Origin of the sequence: Streptomyces sp. NPDC091282, from assembly GCF_044757385.1 — a bacterium.
Classification (GTDB): Bacteria; Actinomycetota; Actinomycetes; order Streptomycetales; family Streptomycetaceae; genus Streptomyces; species Streptomyces gramineus.
The window spans coordinates 362,751-380,615 of record NZ_JBIVUX010000007.1 but is presented as its reverse complement, the minus strand read 5'-3'; the positions used below and the strand labels follow the sequence as shown (position 1 = coordinate 380,615).

Here is a 17,865-nt window from a genome sequence, read left to right as displayed (position 1 = left end):
CTGAAACATACCGACCGGTTAGTGTGTCGTGACTGAGCCGTGTTGTTCGCGTCGTGTCGAAGGAGACCGATGGTGGGAGCCGTGCAGGATGCCGGAGTCGTCGTCACCGGGGCGGGAGGCGGCATCGGCGCCGCCCTGGCCCGGCGGTTCGCCGCCGAGGGCGCCCGCGTCGTCGTGAACGACCTGGACGCGGAGAAGGCGGGCGCCGTCGCCGCGGAGATCGGCGCGACCGCCGTGCCGGGAGACGCCTCGGGCATCGTCGGCGCCGCCCGGGACGCGCTCGGCGGGCGCATCGACGTCTACTGCGCCAACGCCGGGCTCGGCTCCGGCGGGTCCGAGGCGGCCGACGCCGACGTGTGGGCCTCGGCCTGGGACGTCAACGTCATGGCACACGTGCGGGCCGCGCGGGAACTGGTGCCGGAATGGCTGGAGCGGGGCGACGGGCGGTTCGTGTCCACCGTCTCCGCCGCCGGACTGCTCACCATGATCGGCGCGGCGCCGTACAGCGTGACCAAGCACGGTGCGTACGCCTTCGCCGAGTGGCTGTCCCTGACCTACCGGCACCGCGGGCTCAAGGTGCACGCCATCTGCCCGCAGGGCGTCCGCACCGACATGCTCGCCGCCACCGGCAGCGCGGGCGACCTGGTGCTCCAGCCGACCGCGATCGAGCCGGACGCCGTCGCCGACGCGCTGTTCAAGGGCATGGCGGAGGACCGGTTCCTGATCCTGCCGCATCCCGAGGTCGCCGGGTTCTACCGGGCGCGCGCCGCCGACCCCGACCACTGGCTGACCAACATGAACCACATCCAGCAGAAGTGGGAGGCCACCCGGTGACCCAGCCGCGGACCGATTCCCTCTACGCCGCCCGGCCCTGGCTGGCGCTCCTCAGCGAGGCCCAGCGCGGCCCCGTCGATCCGCCCGCCTCGATGGTGCACGCCCTGCGCACCGCCGCCGCCGAGGCGCCCGACCGCGCCTTCCTCGCCTACTTCGACGCCCGGCTGAGCTTCCGCGAGGTCGACGAGCTGAGCGACTCGGTCGCCGCGCACCTCGCCGGACGCGGCCTGGAGCGCGGCGACCGGGTCGCCGTGATCCTGCAGAACTCACCGCACTTCGTGCTCGCGGTGCTCGGCGCCTGGAAGGCGGGCGCGACCGTCGTCCCCGTCAACCCGATGTACAAGTCGGGCGAGGTCTCCCACGTCCTGCGCGACGGCGAGGTCGCGGCGCTCGTCTGCTCGCAGCGGGCCTGGGAGTCGTACCTGCGCGACACGGCGGCCGGCTCGACCGTGCGGATCGTGCTCACCACCGGCGAACTGGACTTCCAGACCCGGAACGACGCGCGCGTGCTGCCCTTCGAGCGGCTGCCGCAGGCCGCCGACGCCGACGACCTGGTGGACGTCGCGCGCCGGGGCGGCAAGGCTCCCGAGGGACGTGACCCGGTACCGTCCGACATCGCGCTGATCAGCTACACCTCGGGGACGAGCGGCACCCCCAAGGGCGCCACCAACCTGCACGGCAACATCATGTACAACGCCGAGCGGCAGCGCACCGGGCTCGCCCTGCCCGACGCGCCGGTCTACTACGCCCTCGCGCCCCTCTTCCACATCACCGGCATGGTCTGCCAGCTGGGCGCCTGCCTCACCAGCGCGGGCACCCTCGTGCTGACGTACCGCTTCGAGCCGGGCCTGGTCCTGGAGGCGTTCGCCGAGCACCGGCCGCAGTACACGGTCGGTCCCTCCACCGCCTTCATGGCCCTGGCCGCCCACCCGGACGTCACCCCGGAGCACTTCGCCTCCTTCGCGAACATCTCCTCCGGCGGCGCGCCCCTGCCGCCGGCCCTGGTCGAGAAGTTCCGCGCCGGGTACGGGCCGTACATCAGGAACGGCTACGGGCTCACCGAGTGCACCGCGCCCTGCGCCTCCGTGCCGCCCGCCCTGGAGGCGCCCGTGGACCCGGTCTCCGGGACCCTGGCGGTCGGCGTGCCCGGCCCCGACACGATCGTCCGGATCGTCGACGACGAGGGCGCCGAGCTGCCCTTCGGCGAGCAGGGCGAGATCGTCGTGAGCGGGCCGCAGGTCGTGCCCGGGTACTGGCGGCGGCCCGAGGCGACCGCCGAGACCTTCCCGGACGGCGAACTGCGCACCGGCGACATCGGCTTCATGGACCCGCAGGGCTGGCTGTACGTCGTCGACCGCAAGAAGGACATGATCAACGCGTCCGGCTTCAAGGTCTGGCCGCGCGAGGTCGAGGACGTGCTGTACACCCATCCGGCGGTGCGCGAGGCGGCCGTCGTCGGGGTCCCCGACGGCTACCGCGGGGAGACCGTCAAGGCGTACATCAGTCTCCGGCCCGGCGCTGCAACCGATCCGGACGATCTGGCCCTCTATTGCAGGGAGAGGCTGGCCGCCTACAAATATCCGCGGCTGGTGGAGATCCTGCCCGACCTGCCGAAGACGGCAAGTGGGAAGATCCTCCGACGGGAACTGCGTTCCCGACCGCAACAGGGTTAGCAGACATACGAGAGAGGCAGGTGGCGGCAGTGGCCAGGACGACGGACGGTGACGGAGCCCCTGTTCCGCAGCGGCTCCTGGCCGCCGCCACCCGGCTCTTCGCGGAGCAGGGCTACGACCGCACCTCCGTGCAGGAGATCGTGGAGGCGGCCGGCGTCACCAAGGGCGCGCTGTACCACTACTTCGGCTCCAAGGACGACCTCCTGCACGAGGTGTACGCGCGCGTGCTGCGCGTCCAGCAGGAGCGGCTGGACGCCTTCGCGAACGCGGACGAGCCGATCGAGAAGCGGCTGCGCGGGGCCGCCGCCGACGTCGTCGTGACGACGATCGAGAACCTCGACGACGCGTCGATCTTCTTCCGGTCCATGCACCACCTGAGCCCGGAGAAGAACAAGCAGGTGCGCGCCGAGCGCCGGCGCTACCACGAGCGCTTCCGCGCGCTGATCGAGGAGGGCCAGCGCGAAGGCGTCTTCTCCACCGCGACCCCGGCCGACCTGGTCGTGGACTACCACTTCGGCTCGGTCCACCACCTGTCGACCTGGTACCGCCCGGACGGCCCCATGACCCCGCAGGAGGTCGCCGACCAGCTGGCCGACCTGCTGCTGCGCGCACTGCGGCCCTGACCGGCCGGGTGACGACGACGAGGGCGAGGACGACGCAGGGGCCCCGGCCGCACGGCCGGGGCCCCTGCCTCGTGCTCCGCCTACATGTACTTCATCAGCTCCCGGCGGGCCAGCGAGCGCTGGTGCACCTCGTCGGGACCGTCCGCGATCATCAGCGTGCGGGCGCCCGCGTACAGGTCGGCCAGCGGGAAGTCCTGGCTGACACCGCCCGCGCCGTGCAGCTGGATCGCCCGGTCGATGATGCCCACCACCGCCCGCGGTGTGGCGATCTTGATGGACTGGATCTCGGTGTGGGCGCCCCGGTTGCCGACGGTGTCCATCAGCCAGGCGGTCTTCAGGACCAGCAGCCGCAGCGATTCGACCGTCACCCGGGCGTCCGCGATCCAGTTGTGGACCACGCCCTGCCGCGCCAGCTCCTTGCCGAACGCGGTGCGGGACACGGCCCGCCGGCACATCAGCTCGATCGCCCGCTCGGCCATGCCGATCAGCCGCATGCAGTGGTGGATCCGGCCGGGACCGAGCCGGGCCTGGGCGATGGCGAAGCCGCCGCCCTCCTCGCCGATCAGGTTCGACACCGGCACGCGCGCGTGGTCGAAGACCACCTCGGCGTGGCCGCCGTGCGCGTGGTCCTCGTAGCCGAAGACCTTCATCGCGCGCTTGACGGTGACGCCCGGGGTGTCGCGCGGGACCAGGACCATGGACTGCTGGCGCCGGATGTCGGCGCCGTCCGGGTCGGTCTTGCCCATCACGATGAAGATCTTGCAGTCCGGGTTCATCGCCCCGGAGATGTACCACTTGCGGCCGGTGACGACGTAGTCGTCGCCGTCCCGCTCGATGTGCGTGGTGATGTTGGTGGCGTCCGAGGAGGCCACCTCCGGCTCGGTCATGGCGAACGCGGAGCGGATCTCACCGGCGAGCAGCGGTTCCAGCCACTGCTTGCGCTGCGCCTCGTCGGCGAACTGGGCCAGCACCTCCATGTTGCCGGTGTCCGGGGCCGCGCAGTTCAGCGCGGTGGGCGCCAGGTGCGGGGAGCGGCCGGTGATCTCGGCGAGGGGCGCGTACTGGAGGTTGGTGAGGCCCGCGCCGTACTCGGCGTCGGGGAGGAAGAGGTTCCACAGGCCCTGCCTGCGCGCCTCCGCCTTCAGTTCCCCGACCACGGCCGGGGTGTCCCACGGCGAGGCGAGCGCGGCCCGCTGCTCCTCGGCGACCGCCTCGGCCGGGTACACGTGGTCGTCCATGAAGGCGAGCAGCTTGGCGCGCAGTTCCTCGGTGCGCGCGTCGAACGCGAAGTCCATGGCCGGTCAGCCTTCCTGAAGAGTGGTCAGTCCGTGGTCGATGAAGACGGGGACGAGTTCGCCGATGCGGTCGAAGCCCTGCCCGAGCGTCTGGCCCTGCGTGTACCGGTAGTGGATGCCCTCCAGGATCACGGCGAGCTTGAACCAGGCGAACGCCGTGTACCAGGCGATGTGCGAGACGTCCCGGCCCGAACGGGCCGCGTAGCGCTCGACCAGTTCCCGCGGGTCCGGGTGGCCGGGCGCCTCGGCGGTCGTCGACACCGGCGAGTCGGGGGTGCCCAGCGGCTTGCTGTACATCACCAGCAGACCCAGGTCGGTCAGCGGGTCGCCGAGCGTGGACATCTCCCAGTCGAGGATCGCGTTGATCCGGTCGTCGTCGCCGATCAGGACGTTGTCCAGCCGGTAGTCGCCGTGGATCACGGTGGGCGCGGGGGAGTCGGGCAGCCGGCGGCCGAGAGTGGCGTGCAGCTCGTCGATGCCGGCCAGCTCACGGTTGCGGGAGGCGTCCAGCTGCTTGCCCCAGCGGCGCAACTGCCGGTCCAGGAAGCCCTCCGGACGCCCGAAGTCGGCGAGGCCGACCTCCTCGGGGTCCACGGCGTGCAGCTCGACGAGGGTGTCGACCAGGGACAGCACGGCGTCGCGGGTGCGCTCGGGGCCGAGCGGTGCGAGCTGGTCGGCGGTGCGGTACGGGGTGCCGGCCACGAACTCCATCACGTAGAACGGCGCGCCGATGACGTCCGTGTCCTCGCACAGCAGCACCGGCCGCGGCACCGGCACCTCGGTCGGGTGGAGCGCGCTGATCACCCGGTGCTCGCGCTTCATGTCGTGCGCGGTGGCCAGGACGTGGCCCAGCGGCGGCCGCCGGACGACCCACTTCGAGACGGAGTCGGAGACCGCGTAGGTGAGGTTCGACCGTCCGCCCTCGATCAGCCTTCCGGTCAGTGGACCGGTCACCAGGCCGGGGCGCTCCTGGTCGAGCAGGCCGCGCAGCCGGTCGAGATCCAGTCCGGGCGGGTGGTCGGGGCTCATGCATCGCTCCTACGAACGAGTGAACAGGACCCATTCATGATGCCGACCAGTCGGTATGTCGTCCAGCCGGTGGGCCAAACGTGACCGGGACCACCCCGTGAACCGGCCGTGACGCGACGGCTCCCCGCTCGCTCGGAGCGGGGAGCCGTCGTCGTCCGTGGAACGGGACCGGGTCAGTGGTCGTCCCAGTGGCCGTTGTGCTCGGCGTGCCGGTGGCCGTCGTGCAGGTAGTCGATGTGGTCGCCGTGCAGGACGCCGGTGTGGCCGCAGCCGTCGCCGTGCCGGTGGTCGTGGGCGTCGTGGGTGACGTGGCCGGCGGGCTCGCACTCGTCCCAGTGGCCGCCGTGCTCGCGGTGCAGATGCCCGTTGTGCGCGTAGTCGACGTGGTCGCCGTGCGGTACCTGGTCGTGTCCGCAGTCCGGTCCGTGGCTGTGACCGTGCGCGGTGTGTTCCTGGTGAAGGGTGGTCATGGTGTTCGCCTTCAGCGGTACGGGGATCGGGAGGTGGCATGCTGCCGACGGACAGGCTGCCACGCGAACGGCACATATCGGGGCATCCCGGTTGCGTGGCGTCCGAGTACCCCGGAGGGTCGGTTCCATGAAGGGCATCAGCTACAGCCGGTACGGCGGACCCGATGTGCTGGAGTACGGCGAGGTCAAGGACCCGAAGGTGGGCCCCGACTCGGTCCTGGTGAAGGTCCGGGCCGCGGCCGTCAACCCGGTCGACTGGAAATGCCGCGAGGGCGCCCTGCACGGCGTCATGGACGCCGTCTTCCCGGTCGTCCCCGGCTGGGACGTCTCCGGCGTGGTCGTGCAGCCGGGCCCGGCCGTCACCGAGTTCGCGGTCGGCGACGAGGTGATCGGCTACGTCCGCGAGGACTTCCTCTCCCGCGGCACCTTCGCCGAGTACGTCGCCGCCCCGGTGCGCACCCTCGCCCGCAAGCCGCGCAACCTCTCCTTCGAGGAGGCCGCGGGGCTGCCGCTGGCCGGGCTGACCGCCTACCAGGTGCTGGTCCACGCCCTGGAGGTCAAGCGCGGTGAGACGGTCCTGGTGCACGCCGCCGCGGGCGGGGTCGGCTCCCTCGCCGTCCAGATCGCGGCGCACCTCGGGGCCCGGGTCATCGGCACCGCGAGCGAACGCAACCACGGCTTCGTCCGGGACATCGGCGGCGAGCCGGTGAGCTACGGTCCGGGCCTGGCCGAACGGGTCCGGGGCCTGGCCCCCGAAGGCGTGGACGCGGTCTTCGACACCGTCGGCGGCGAGGCGCTGACCGTCTCGGCCAATCTGCTCGCCCCCGAGGGCCGGATGGCCTCGATCGCCGACCCGGACGTCGTCGACTTCGGCGGCCGCTACTGCTGGGCCCGCCCCGACGCCGCCGACCTGGCCAAGCTCGCCGCGCTCGCCGAAGGGGGCGCGGTGGCCGTGCACGTCGCCGAGACGTTTCCGCTCAAGCGCACGGCCGACGCCCAGCGTCGCAGCCAGGAGGGCCGCACCCGCGGCAAGCTGATCGTCACGGTGGAGTGGCCGGAGGAGGAGGGCTAGGCGGGACTTCCGCGACGCCCTAGACGACCAGGGCCGCGGCGCACAGGGCCACGGCGACCGTGCACAGGACGGCCGCGGCCGCCTGCCGCGGGGCCAGTGCCGGGGGGCGGGCGGTGGCCTCCAGGGCGCGGATGCGGCGGTTGGCGACCAGCAGAAAGCCCAGCCACAGGACGCAGCAGGCCGCGCAGGCCAGGACGCCGCCGACGGAGGTGCTGCCGTGCAGGGCGGTCTTGGCGGCGAGCAGGGCCGCGACGGTCGCGGAGAGGGTGGTGCGGCGCCAGGCGAGCCGGGTCCGCTCCGGCTGGAGCCCCGGATCGCGGGCCGGCGCCGTCATCCCTCCCACCCGACGAGCACCACGACGACCATCGCGACGGCGACCACCGCGACCAGCACGCCGAGCAGGGCCGGGAACCGGGAGACCGGCAGGTCCTCACCGCGCCGCATGGCCCGCTCGCAGCGCGTCCAGTGGTTCACCGCCCGCAGCGAGCACAGCACCCCGGCGGCGAGCAGCGCGAGCGCCAGGCCGACCCGCCAGGCCCAGCGCAGGTCGGGCAGGAACTGGTCCACCGCGAAGCCGCCGCCGATCAGTGCGAGGGCGGTGCGCAGCCAGGCCAGGAAGGTCCGCTCGTTGGCGAGGGAGAAGCGGTAGTCGGGGGTCGTGCCCTCTTCGCGCACCACTTCGGGGGCGAACCACAAACGGACGTTCCGCGCGAATTCGATCACGTACAGGGAGCCTACCGGGGGCGGGCGGCGGCCGTTCGGGCGCGGGCGTACGCGCTGCCCGCGCGGGGCGCCGCCGCCGAGGCGTGTCCGCGCCTCAGCCCCGCCGCTCCCGCAGCCGCTCCCACGCCGCCAGGCCGTCCGGAACCCACTCCCACGTGCCGAGACGGGCCGCCAGCTCCTCCTCGGTCAGGAAGTCGTGCCAGGCCACCTCCTCGGCCTGCGGCCGTACCGGCAGCTCGCAGCGGACCTCGTACACCGCCGACCACCAGCTCAGGCCGCGGTCGTCGTCGTACCGGAACTTGAAGAGGTACCGCGGCCGCGGCAGCCCGGACACGCCCAGTTCCTCCTCGGCCTCGCGCAGCGCCGCGTCGTCGTAGGACTCGCCCGCGCCGACCACGCCGCCGACGAACATGTCGTACAGGGAGGGGAAGACCAGCTTGGTCGCGGTGCGGCGGTGGACGAAGATCCGGTCCGCGCCGTCCCGGGCCAGGATGAAGGCGCAGCGGTGGCGCAGGCCGCGCGCGTACGCCTCGCCGCGGGGGGCCTGTCCGATCACCCGGTCGTGCTCGTCGACGATGTCGAGGATTTCGTCAGCTGGCTGCATACCGCCATCCAAGCAGGCCGGGCGGGCGGTCAGCGCGGCTGGAGGTCGAGCGAGGGCTCCTTCTGCGCGGGACCGCGGGGCATCGCCGGATGCAGCCCGAGCAGCACGATGCCCGCCACGATCGCGGCGAGCCCGGCCGCCTCCCAGGCCAGTGCCCCGGTGTCGGTGCGCAGCCGGTCGCCGAGGAAGCCGACACCGCAGAGGATCCCGGCGAGCGGCTGGGCCGCGGTGAGCGCGGGCAGCGACATGCGCAGCTCGGCCGTCTCGAACGCGCTCTGCACGAGGATCAGCCCGCTGACGCCGAGCACCAGGACGCCGTACGGCTGCCAGCCGGTCAGCACCTCGGAGATGCCGCCCTCGGAGAAGCGGGTGCCGGTGACCCGGGTCAGCGCGTCCTGCACGCCGTACAGCAGGCCGGCGGCCAGCGCCAGCAGGGTCGGTCCCGCGCTGAGCCGGGACCGCTTGGCGCAGGTGGTGAGCACCAGGGCGATGCCGACCACCACGCCGATGATCAGCCAGTGCCGCAGCGGGTTGGCGATGGCATCGCCGCCGCGTGGCTGGCCCGCCAGGATGAAGGTGGTCACCCCGCCCGCGAGCAGCGCGAGCCCGGCCCAGCCCTGGTGGCTGAGGGGATGCTTGGTCTGGTGGCGGGAGAGCGCGAGGGCGAACAGCAGGTTCGTCGCCAGCAGGGGTTCGACCAGGGAGATCTCGCCCTTGCCGAGGGCTATCGCGCCGAGGACCATGCCGGCGATCATCAGGCCGATCCCGCCGAGCCAGCGCGGCACCCGCATCAGGTCCAGCAGCAGCCGCGGCGACAGGAAGTCGCTGAGCGGGGCTTTCTGGGCGACGTTCTGCTGGAGCACGAACCCGAAGCCAAGGCAACAGGCCGCGCTCACGGCGAGGGTCAGAACCAGAACGGACACGCTGCGTACCTCGATCATGCGGCCGGGCTACGGAGTGCGTAGTGGCCGACTGTAGCGCTCGCGGATGGGTGATGCCCCGGGAGTACCCGGAACCGGGCGATCGACTCGGTCACGAGGCCCGAGCCGCACGCGACGGGTGGAGCGGGACGGCGGCCGGACCGGTACCGCCATGGTCCGATGCCCGGGCGGCCCGCGCCATGGCGTACGCCACAGCCGGAACCCGGAGCCCCACGGTCACGGTACGCCCGACGGGCCCCGGCGCGCGCCAAGTTCCGCTGCGTTCGGGGTAGTTGAACGGGCTACGAGTTCTGTCCAGCTTGACGCAAAGTCTTGGCGGGGGGTTTGCTGTGCGTGATCGGCCGATGGCAGCCCGACAACCAGGAAGTTCCGCGGTGCCCCCAACCCCGCCCCTCTTAGGCCCAGGCCGGGCCGTCGCCGCAGGTCCCCGCGCGAGCGCGCACCCCCGGTGCGGACACTGCCCCGACGACGCCCTCGACGACGCCGAACTCATCTCCGCGCGAGCCGCGTTGGCCCAGGGCCGCTGGCAGGCCGCCCGCTCCCTGTTGCTCCACACGGGTGAGGACTGGGACCGCAGGGGCCACCGGGTCGCCGTCCTCGCCGCCGAACCCTACGCCGCCGCCTGGGCCCGCGAATGGCTGCTCGCCGAACCCGGCTCCGCCGGTGCCGCCGCCCTGCACGCCCTGACCCTGGTCCGGCGGGCGCTGCGCGGCAAGGAACCCCCCGACCGGGCCCGCGAGGCCTGCGCCGGCGCCGCCGCGCTCGCCCCCGCCGACCCCACCCCCTGGCTCGGCCTGCTGCTGCTCGCCCGCCGCCTCGGCACCGACGACGAGACCCGCCGCGCCTTTAACGAGGTGCGCGACCGCCATCCCGAGCACCACCACGCCCACCACCTGATGGCCGCCCGGATCGCGGAGACCGAGACCGAGGGGACGTACGAACTGTGCGCCTTCGCGGAACGCGCGGCCGACGCCGCCCCGGCCGACTCCCCGCTCGCCGTCCTCCCGGTCGTCGCGTACGCCGAACGGCACCGGGTGCTCGCCGCCGCCGGCCGGGCGCCCGCCGACCCGGCCGCGGCCCGCCACTGGGCCGAGCCGTCCGCCCGCGGCGCCCTGAGCGCGGCCTTCGACTGGTGGCTGGAATGGGGGACCGAGGAGCACCCGCGCCGCCATGTCGACCTCAACCACCTCGCCCACGCCACCGCCGGCGCGGGCCGGTGGGCCGAGGCCGCGGCCCTCTTCCAGCGCATCGGCCGGCACGCCACCCGGATGCCCTGGTCCTACCCGGACCGCGACCCCTGCGAGGCGTTCCGGACGGCCCGGGAGCGGGCGCTCTGCGGCTGACGGCGCGCGTTCGATGAGAAGAGGTTGTGGATTTCTTACGGCGGCCCGATTTCCTGGCCGGGCGCGCCCCGAGGGTGTTCGAATGAGTGCGTGAACTCTGAACGACCCGAGGAGGGCAGGCCGGTCGGCCGCCGGGTGTTCCTCGGCACCATCGGCCTGGGCGCCCTCGGTGTGGTGACCGCGCCGGTGCTGCAGCGCGTCACCGAATCGGTCCTCGGCACCTTCTCCGGCAAGGACCCCACGGGCCTGACCGGCCTGCTCCCGAACGGCGGCGGATTCCGCTACTACTCGGTGACCGGTTCGGTGCCGGACAGAACCGCGGCGGACTACCAGCTGAAGATCGACGGCCTGGTCGACACCCCGCGCACCTACAGCCTGGCCGACCTGCGCGCCCTGCCGCAGACCCGCATGGTCAAGGACGTCCAGTGCGTGACCGGCTGGCGGGTGCCGGACACCCCGTTCGAAGGCGTGCGCCTCTCGCACCTGCTGGAACTGGCGGGGGTCCGCGACAGCGCCAAGGCGATCCGGTTCACCTGCTTCGACGGCGCGTACTCCGAGAGCCTCACCCTCGACCAGGCGCGGCGGCCGGACATCCTGGTCGCGCTGCGCATGCAGGACAAGGACATCGGCCACGACCACGGCGGCCCGGTCCGCCTCTACGTCGCCCCCATGTACTTCTACAAATCGGCCAAGTGGCTCTCCGGGATCACGGTCACCGACAAGGTGCAGCCGGGCTACTGGGAACACCTCGGCTACGACGTCGACGCCTGGGTCGGCCGTTCGAACGGACGCGACGATGCGCCTACGAGCTGAGGCACCGGCCGCCACGGACCGGCTGCACCGCTTCACCCCCGCCGAGCGCTGGATCCACCGCACGACGGCCCTGCTGATGGGCGTCTGCGTCCTGACCGCCGGCTGCCTGTACATTCCGCAGCTGGCGGTCCTGGTCGGGCGCCGCGAACTGGTCGTCCGCATCCACGAGTGCGCCGGCGTGGCCCTGCCCGTGCCGGTCCTACTCGGCCTCGCCTCCCGCGCCTTCCGCCGGGACCTCGGCTTCCTGAACCGCTTCGGCGCCCACGACAGGCTCTGGCTGCGGGCCGCCCTGAACCGCGACAAGCGCCCGTCCTCCCGCCCGGCGGGCAAGTTCAACGCCGGGCAGAAGATCTACGCGAACTGGATCGCCGGGGCGACCCTGGTGATGCTCGCCACCGGCCTGCTGATGTGGTTCACCCACCTCGCCCCGCTGATGTGGCGCACCTCGGCCACCTTCGTGCACGACTGGCTGGCCCTGACGATCGGCGTGGTCCTGGCCGGCCACATCGGCATGGCCATGGGCGACCCGGAGGCGCGCCGGGGGCTGCGCACCGGGAGGGTGAGCAAGGAGTGGGCCAAGCGGGAGCACCCGCTGTGGCGGCCCTGACGCGGGCCGGCACACCGGTCAGGCGGGCGGCCCGCCGAGCAGCGAGCGCGGCCGCGACGCCAGGATCTCCTCGGCCTCGGCGCTGATCGAGCGGACCACCTCGGCGGCCGGGCGGACCCGTTCGACGAAGGCCGCCGACTGGCCGTAGAGGATCTCGCCGGTGCCGGGGTCGGGCGGGTTCGCGAAGGGGTCGGCGCCCGCCGGGTCCCGGAGGCCTGGCGCGCGCTCGCGCAGCGCCGGTTCGCGCCCGGACCACTCGTCGGTGAACCGGTTGCGGCGGACGCGTTCGCCGATGCCGTCCGGCCACGGCAGCCCCGACACGATGTCGTAGGCCCGGGTCCAGACGGTGTCGCCGCCGTCGCTGTCGACGATCAGCCGTTTGTGGACGTCGTGCACCTCGACGGCCTCCGGTGTGGCGAGGAACGCCGTGCCCAGCCAGGCGCCGTCCGCCCCGGCGGTGAGGACGGCGGCCAGGGTGCGTCCGTCGCCGATGCCGCCCGCGGCCAGGACCGGGACGTCGGGGTACCTGCGCACGAGGCCGGCCAGGAACGGCAGCAGGCCCATCGTGCCGGTGTGACCGCCGGCCTCGTGGCCCTGGGCCACCAGGACGTCGGCGCCCGCGGCCACCGCCGCCGCCGCGTCCTGGTGGTTCTGGACCTGGCACATCACGCGGGCGCCCGCGTCCCTGGCCCGGACCAGCCACGGCCCGGGATCGGCGAAGGACAGCGCGACGACCGGGGGCCGCTGCTCCAGCGCGGCGTCGAACACCGCCTCGGTGAAGGGGAGGAACGGCGTGATGAAACCGACCGCGAACGGGCGGTCCGTGGCGGCCCGGACGGTCGCGATCTCCGCCCGGATCCAGTCGGGGTCCCGCCAGGGATGGGTGCCGCCGAAGCAGCCGAGGCCGCCGGCGGCAGAGACCGCGGCGGCGAGCGTGCCGCCGCTGTGCAGGGCCATGGGAGCGCACATGACCGGATGGGCGAGCCCGAACATGTCGGTGAACCGCGTCCGCAGCATGGGGCGAACAGTAGCGGACCACCGCAGAAGCGATGGTCCGCCTGTTCCGCCTGTTCCGGCTGTTTCTGCCGGTGCTAGATGATCAGCGAGAGGAGCAGCACCAGGCCGCCCGCGACCACCGAGATGATCGTCTCCATGATCGACCAGGTCTTGACGGTCTGGCCGACGCTCAGCCCGAAGTACTCCTTCACCAGCCAGAAGCCGGCGTCGTTGACATGGCTGAAGAAGAGCGAGCCGGCGCCGATGGCCAGGACCAGCAGGGCGGTGTGGGCCGTCGACATGTCCGCCGCCAGCGGGGCCACCAGGCCGGCCGCCGAGACGGTCGCCACCGTCGCCGAGCCCGTCGCCAGCCGGATCGCCACCGCGATCAGCCAGGCCAGCAGCAGCGCCGGGATCGACCAGTCCTTGGAGATCTCCAGGATCATCTGGCCGACACCGCAGTCGATCAGCGTCTGCTTGAAGCCGCCGCCGGCGCCGACGATGAGCAGGATGCCCGCGATCGGCATCAGGCCCTTCTCGACGGTCCGCTGGAGCCGCTCCCGGGAGAACCCGGCCGGGCGGCCCAGCGTGAAGAAGCCGACGATCACGGCCGCGAGCAGCGCGATCAGCGGCGAGCCGATGACGTCGAAGACCCGCTGGACGGTGTGCGCCGGGTCGTCGACGACGATGTCCACCAGCGCCTTGGCCAGCATCAGCACGACCGGGAGCAGGATGGTGGCGAGGGTGGCGCCGAAGCCCGGGCGCCTCTCCAGCTCCTCCGAGGGGCGCTGCGGGAGCATCCGGTCCGGGGCGGGCACGTCCACCCAGCGGGCGGCGACCTTGGAGAACAGCGGACCGGCGACGATCACCGTCGGGACGGCGACCAGGACGCCCAGGGCCAGGGTCACGCCCAGGTTGGCGCCGACCGCGTCGATCGCGACCAGCGGGCCGGGGTGCGGCGGCACCAGGCCGTGCATCACGGACAGACCGGCCAGCGCCGGGATGCCGATGCGCATCAGGGAGTAGTTGCCGCGCTTGGCGACCATCAGCACCACGGGGATCAGCAGCACGATGCCGACCTCGAAGAACAGCGGCAGACCGATCACGGAGGCGATCAGCACCATCGCCCACGGCATCGACCGTCCGCCCGCCTTGGCGAGGATCGTGTCGACGATCTGGTCGGCGCCCCCGGAGTCGGCCAGCAGCTTGCCCAGGATCGCCCCGAGCGCGATCAGGACACCCACGCCGGCGACTGTGGAGCCGAGGCCGGCGGTGAAGCTGGTGATGACCTTGTCCAGCGGCGCCCCGGCGAACGCGCCGAGCGCGAGCGAGCCGATGGTGAGCGCCAGGAAGGCGTGGAGCTTGAACTTGGTGATGAGCAGGACGATGACGGCGATGCCCGCCAGGACGGCGATGCCGAGCTGGGCATGTCCGGCCGAGGTGATGGGCGCGACGGTGTCCGCTGCCAGCATCTCGACGCTGAGTCTGGTCACGGGGGTTCCTTGCGGGTACGGGGGGACGGGGGACGAGGGAGGGGAGGAGCGGGGCGGGACTACCGGGGGGTGAGGTCGGGCAGCGCGTCCAGGGCCCGCACGGCCCGTGCGGTGATCTCCTCGGGGCTGCCGGTGACGTCCACGGCGACGCCCGCCTCGTCCGCCTCCAGGGGCTGGAGGGTGGCGAACTGGGAGTCGAGCAGCGCGGTCGGCATGAAGTGGCCCTGCCGGTGGGACATCCGGTCCTCGATGAGCGTGCGGTCACCGGTGAGGTGCACGAAGACGACGCCGGGGGCGGCGGCGCGCAGCCGGTCGCGGTACGACCGCTTCAGCGCGGAGCTGCTGACCACCCCGCCCAGGCCCTCCCGCCCGTGCGCCCAGGAGCCGATGGCGTCCAGCCACGGCCACCGGTCGGCGTCCTCCAGCGGGTGCCCGGCCGACATCTTGGCGATGTTGGCCGGCGGGTGGAAGTCGTCGCCCTCGGCGTAGGGGACGCCGAGCCGGGCGGCGAGCAGAGGACCGATGGTGGTCTTGCCGGTGCCGGCGACGCCCATCACGACGACGACGTGGGGGGTCCGCATCACTGCCTCGCTGTCTTCCTCGGGTTTCCTCAACGAGAGACACCGGCGTACGACATCCGGCGTCGGCCTCACTGAAACCCATTAGGTACGACGAATTCAAGAGTCTGTGACAAATAAGTCTGACTTTTTGGCTCTGTGATCCGCTCGGTACGCTGAGTGCATGAGCACCATGGGCCGCGGGCTGCACGGCCGCGTACTTGACTCCCTCGGCCCCGCGATCACCGCAGGCGAGTACCCGCCGGGCAGCGTCCTGCGCACCGACGAGCTGGCCCAGCACTTCGAGGTGTCGCGCTCCGTGATGCGCGAGGCGGTCCGGGTGCTGGAGTCCATGCACCTGGTCGAGTCCCGCCGCCGGGTCGGCGTGACGGTCCGCCCGAAGGCCGAGTGGAACGTCTACGACCCGCAGGTCATCCGCTGGCGGCTGGCCGGCGCCGACCGCCCCCACCAGCTGCGCTCACTGACCGTGCTGCGGTCGGCGGTCGAGCCGGTGGCCGCGCGGCTCGCCGCGAAGAACGCCACCGCCGAGCAGTGCGCCGAACTCACCGAGTGCGCGCTCGGCATGGTGGCCAACTCGCGCGGCCGCCGGCTGGAGCAGTACCTGATCCACGACATGGCCTTCCACCGGGTGGTCCTCACCGCGTCCGGCAACGAGATGTTCGCCCGGCTCGGCGACGTCGTGGCGGAGGTCCTGACGGGCCGCACCCACCACGAGGTGATGTTCGAGGACCCCGACCCGGCCGCCGTCACCCTCCACGTCCAGCTCGCCGAGGCCGTCCGCGAGGGCGACGCGTCCCGCGCGGAACAGCTGACCCGCGAGATCACGGTCGGCGCGCTCCAGGAACTCGACATCCTGGCGCCCTAGCGCCGCTCTAGGCGTCCGGGAAGTCGCCGTCCACGTAGACCCAGGCGCCGTCGACGCGCTCGAACCGGCTCCGTTCGTGCAGGGAACCGCCCCGGTAGGACGCCCGGAACTCCACCGTCCCGGTGGTGTGGAAGGCCGTGCCGTCGGCCGTGGCCAGGATCTCCAGGCCGGTCCACCGCATGCCCGGATCCAGATCGAGCCGGTCCGGACGGGTCCGGGGGTGCCAGGTGCGCAGCAGGTACGGCTCGTCCCGCTCGACGAAGGCGCTGTAGCGCGAGCGCATCAGCCGCTCCGCCGTGGGCGCCGCCGCCTCGCCCCGGTGGAACCGGCCGCAGCACCCCGCGTACGGCTCCGGGAGACCGCACGGGCACGGGCGTGCCGGATCCGGGGCGGTGCCGTGCGGCCGGCGGGACGGCGAGGTGCGTCGGGACATGGCCCCATTCTGCGGCACCCGCCGGGCCGCCGGATCCGCCAGGACACGGCCTAGGCCGACTCGGCGTTGGTGGGCGGCTGCACGGGGCGGGCCGGCACGGTCTGGACGGGCAGCGCGGGCAGCGCCGTGCCGTGCACCCAGGCGTCCAGGAGCGCGTCGAGCGGCTCGTCCGCGAACCGGTTGACGTGCGCCGTGAACAGAGCGGTCGTCACCGTCCCGCCACGGTGCAGCCCCGCCCACGCCCGCAGCATGTGGAAGAACCGCTCGTCGCCCAGCGCGCAGCGCAGCGCGTGCACCGTGACCCCGCCGCGCTCGTAGAGCCGGTCGTCGAACATCGACTTGCGGCCCGGGTCGGCGATCCGGATGTCCTGCGGCAGCCCGGACAGCAACCGGTGCGCGCCGGCCGCCAGTTGCTGGGCACTGCGGCCGCCGGACCGCTCCGACCACAGCCACTCCGCGTACTTGGCGAGCCCCTCGTTCAGCCAGATGTGCCGCCAGTCGGCGATGGACACGCTGTTGCCGAACCACTGGTGCGCCAGCTCGTGCGCCACCAGCCGCTCCGAACCCCGGGCCCCGTCCACGTGGTTGACGCCGAACAGCGACAACCCCTGCGCCTCGACGGGGACGTCGAACTCCTCGTCGGTGACGACGACGGCGTACTCTTCGAACGGGTAGGGGCCGAAGAGCCGTTGGAACAGGTCCATCATCGCGGGCTGCCGCGCGAAGTCCCGCGAGAACTCGGGCAGCAGCTGTGCGGGTATGTGCCCGTGCATCGGGATCCCGCCGAATCCGGGATCGCCCAGCAGCACCGTCTCGAACTTGCCGATCGCGAGGCCCACCAGGTAGCTCGACGTCGGCGCCGCCTGCTCGTACACCCAGGTCGTCGTGGACGCCTTGGTGGCGCGGGTCAGCAGCCGCCCGCCGGCCACCACCGAGTAGGCGGACGGGCAGGTGACCGAGATCAGGTAGGACGCCTTGTCGGCGGGCCGGTCGTTGCACGGGAACCAGGAGGGCGCGCCCACCGGCTGGCTCGCCACCAGCGCGCCGTCCGTCAGCTCCTCCCAGCCGAGCCCGCCCCACGGGCTGCTCACCGGCTTGGGGTTCCCCGACCAGTGGATCTCCACGGTGAACGCGGTGCCGGCCCGCAGCGGCTTGGCGGGCTTCACCCGCAGCCGGCCGCCCCGGTGCGTCCAGTGCGGCTGGCGGCCGTCCACCCGGATCCGGCCGATCTTGAAGTCGGCCAGGTTCAGCTGGAACTCGGGCAGCGCCGCCCGGCCCGCGATGGCGTTGATCCGGACCGAGCCGGTCAGTCGGTTGGGGCCGGGCCGGTAGTCCAGCGTGAGCTCATAACGATGCACCCGGTACCGGGCGTCGCCGTTGTCCGGGAAGTACGGGTCCGGACCCGCTGACTGCTGCACTGCCACTTCCGCGTCCGCTCCCTGCGCTGTGCTCGAACCGTCCCTCGGTGCGCCG

General features: G+C 72.8%; 20 protein-coding genes. 8 read left to right on the top strand and 12 right to left on the bottom strand.

Features of this window, described 5'->3' with window-relative positions; translation table 11 throughout:
• The first annotated feature begins 69 nt into the window (after positions 1-69).
• Genes ACIQOE_RS31305 through ACIQOE_RS31295 form a run of 3 tightly spaced genes read left to right on the top strand, consistent with a single transcriptional unit; the run spans position 70 to position 3,130 of the window.
• Positions 70-834 carry an SDR family oxidoreductase gene (locus tag ACIQOE_RS31305; RefSeq protein WP_351320549.1) on the top strand — a complete coding sequence of 255 codons (765 nt, stop codon included), beginning with the start codon at positions 70-72 and terminating at the stop codon, positions 832-834.
• Entirely contained in the window at positions 831-2,507 is a 1,677-nt protein-coding gene (locus tag ACIQOE_RS31300) for an AMP-binding protein (protein ID WP_365562518.1), read from the top strand. The genes ACIQOE_RS31305 and ACIQOE_RS31300 overlap by 4 nt, the downstream gene beginning before the upstream one ends.
• Positions 2,508-2,536: 29 nt before the next feature.
• Positions 2,537-3,130, top strand: a complete 594-nt coding sequence (locus tag ACIQOE_RS31295) for a TetR/AcrR family transcriptional regulator (protein WP_351320545.1) — start codon at positions 2,537-2,539, stop codon at positions 3,128-3,130.
• Between the two features lie 80 nt (positions 3,131-3,210).
• On the opposite strand, the gene ACIQOE_RS31290 is transcribed toward ACIQOE_RS31295, so the two are convergent.
• The 3 genes from ACIQOE_RS31290 to ACIQOE_RS31280 all read right to left on the bottom strand — a co-directional run bounded on the left by ACIQOE_RS31290 (position 3,211) and on the right by ACIQOE_RS31280 (position 5,924).
• The gene (locus tag ACIQOE_RS31290) at positions 3,211-4,425 is read right to left on the bottom strand and encodes an acyl-CoA dehydrogenase family protein (RefSeq protein ID WP_362643628.1); all 1,215 of its coding nucleotides are present in this window, start codon (positions 4,423-4,425) and stop codon (positions 3,211-3,213) included.
• Positions 4,426-4,431: 6 nt separating this feature from the next.
• Positions 4,432-5,454: a phosphotransferase family protein gene (locus tag ACIQOE_RS31285; protein WP_401414992.1), complete on the bottom strand. Its 1,023-nt coding sequence runs from the start codon at positions 5,452-5,454 to the stop codon at positions 4,432-4,434.
• A 173-nt stretch (positions 5,455-5,627) separates the two neighbouring features.
• Complete coding sequence (locus ACIQOE_RS31280) at positions 5,628-5,924, bottom strand: hypothetical protein (RefSeq protein ID WP_351320539.1); 297 nt, start codon at positions 5,922-5,924, stop codon at positions 5,628-5,630.
• A gap of 127 nt (positions 5,925-6,051) precedes the next feature.
• Between ACIQOE_RS31280 and ACIQOE_RS31275 the strand changes: the two genes are divergently transcribed.
• The gene (locus ACIQOE_RS31275) at positions 6,052-6,996 is read left to right on the top strand and encodes an NADP-dependent oxidoreductase (protein WP_365562509.1); all 945 of its coding nucleotides are present in this window, start codon (positions 6,052-6,054) and stop codon (positions 6,994-6,996) included.
• A gap of 19 nt (positions 6,997-7,015) precedes the next feature.
• Here ACIQOE_RS31275 and ACIQOE_RS31270 read toward each other — a convergent pair whose 3' ends face one another.
• From ACIQOE_RS31270 to ACIQOE_RS31255, 4 genes are all read right to left on the bottom strand, one after another.
• Positions 7,016-7,330, bottom strand: a complete 315-nt coding sequence (locus tag ACIQOE_RS31270; protein WP_351320535.1) for a DUF202 domain-containing protein — start codon at positions 7,328-7,330, stop codon at positions 7,016-7,018.
• Positions 7,327-7,719, bottom strand: coding sequence for a DUF202 domain-containing protein (locus tag ACIQOE_RS31265; protein WP_351320533.1), 393 nt, complete (start codon positions 7,717-7,719; stop codon positions 7,327-7,329). Before ACIQOE_RS31265 ends, ACIQOE_RS31270 begins: the two co-directional genes overlap by 4 nt.
• A gap of 94 nt (positions 7,720-7,813) precedes the next feature.
• On the bottom strand, positions 7,814-8,323 hold the full coding sequence (locus ACIQOE_RS31260) for an NUDIX domain-containing protein (RefSeq protein ID WP_351320531.1): 510 nt from the start codon (positions 8,321-8,323) through the stop codon (positions 7,814-7,816).
• A 29-nt stretch (positions 8,324-8,352) separates the two neighbouring features.
• Positions 8,353-9,246 (bottom strand): DMT family transporter, encoded by an 894-nt coding sequence (locus ACIQOE_RS31255; protein ID WP_351320529.1) that lies wholly within the window; start codon positions 9,244-9,246, stop codon positions 8,353-8,355.
• 392 nt (positions 9,247-9,638) lie between these two features.
• Here ACIQOE_RS31255 and ACIQOE_RS31250 point away from each other — a divergent pair, with 392 nt between their 5' ends.
• The 3 genes from ACIQOE_RS31250 (at position 9,639) to ACIQOE_RS31240 (ending at position 12,027) form a co-directional block, all read left to right on the top strand.
• Positions 9,639-10,607: a hypothetical protein gene (locus ACIQOE_RS31250; RefSeq protein WP_401414988.1), complete on the top strand. Its 969-nt coding sequence runs from the start codon at positions 9,639-9,641 to the stop codon at positions 10,605-10,607.
• A gap of 90 nt (positions 10,608-10,697) precedes the next feature.
• A complete protein-coding gene (locus tag ACIQOE_RS31245) occupies positions 10,698-11,420 on the top strand; it encodes a molybdopterin-dependent oxidoreductase (RefSeq protein WP_401414986.1) in 723 nt (240 codons plus the stop codon).
• The gene (locus ACIQOE_RS31240) at positions 11,404-12,027 is read left to right on the top strand and encodes a cytochrome b/b6 domain-containing protein (RefSeq protein ID WP_351320523.1); all 624 of its coding nucleotides are present in this window, start codon (positions 11,404-11,406) and stop codon (positions 12,025-12,027) included. The genes ACIQOE_RS31245 and ACIQOE_RS31240 overlap by 17 nt, the downstream gene beginning before the upstream one ends.
• Positions 12,028-12,045: 18 nt before the next feature.
• Here the strand turns inward: ACIQOE_RS31240 and ACIQOE_RS31235 are convergent, their stop codons facing one another.
• From ACIQOE_RS31235 to ACIQOE_RS31225, 3 genes are all read right to left on the bottom strand, one after another.
• Positions 12,046-13,044 (bottom strand): nitronate monooxygenase, encoded by a 999-nt coding sequence (locus ACIQOE_RS31235; RefSeq protein ID WP_365562496.1) that lies wholly within the window; start codon positions 13,042-13,044, stop codon positions 12,046-12,048.
• Between the two features lie 74 nt (positions 13,045-13,118).
• Positions 13,119-14,516, bottom strand: a complete 1,398-nt coding sequence (locus ACIQOE_RS31230) for a gluconate:H+ symporter (protein WP_351320519.1) — start codon at positions 14,514-14,516, stop codon at positions 13,119-13,121.
• 59 nt (positions 14,517-14,575) lie between these two features.
• A complete protein-coding gene (locus tag ACIQOE_RS31225; protein ID WP_351320517.1) occupies positions 14,576-15,097 on the bottom strand; it encodes a gluconokinase in 522 nt (173 codons plus the stop codon).
• 160 nt (positions 15,098-15,257) lie between these two features.
• Between ACIQOE_RS31225 and ACIQOE_RS31220 the strand changes: the two genes are divergently transcribed.
• A complete protein-coding gene (locus ACIQOE_RS31220; RefSeq protein WP_365562492.1) occupies positions 15,258-15,959 on the top strand; it encodes a FadR/GntR family transcriptional regulator in 702 nt (233 codons plus the stop codon).
• A 7-nt stretch (positions 15,960-15,966) separates the two neighbouring features.
• Here ACIQOE_RS31220 and ACIQOE_RS31215 read toward each other — a convergent pair whose 3' ends face one another.
• Entirely contained in the window at positions 15,967-16,392 is a 426-nt protein-coding gene (locus ACIQOE_RS31215) for a YchJ family protein (protein ID WP_362643620.1), read from the bottom strand.
• A gap of 50 nt (positions 16,393-16,442) precedes the next feature.
• A complete protein-coding gene (locus ACIQOE_RS31210) occupies positions 16,443-17,816 on the bottom strand; it encodes a M1 family metallopeptidase (RefSeq protein ID WP_365562489.1) in 1,374 nt (457 codons plus the stop codon).
• Positions 17,817-17,865 lie beyond the last annotated feature (49 nt).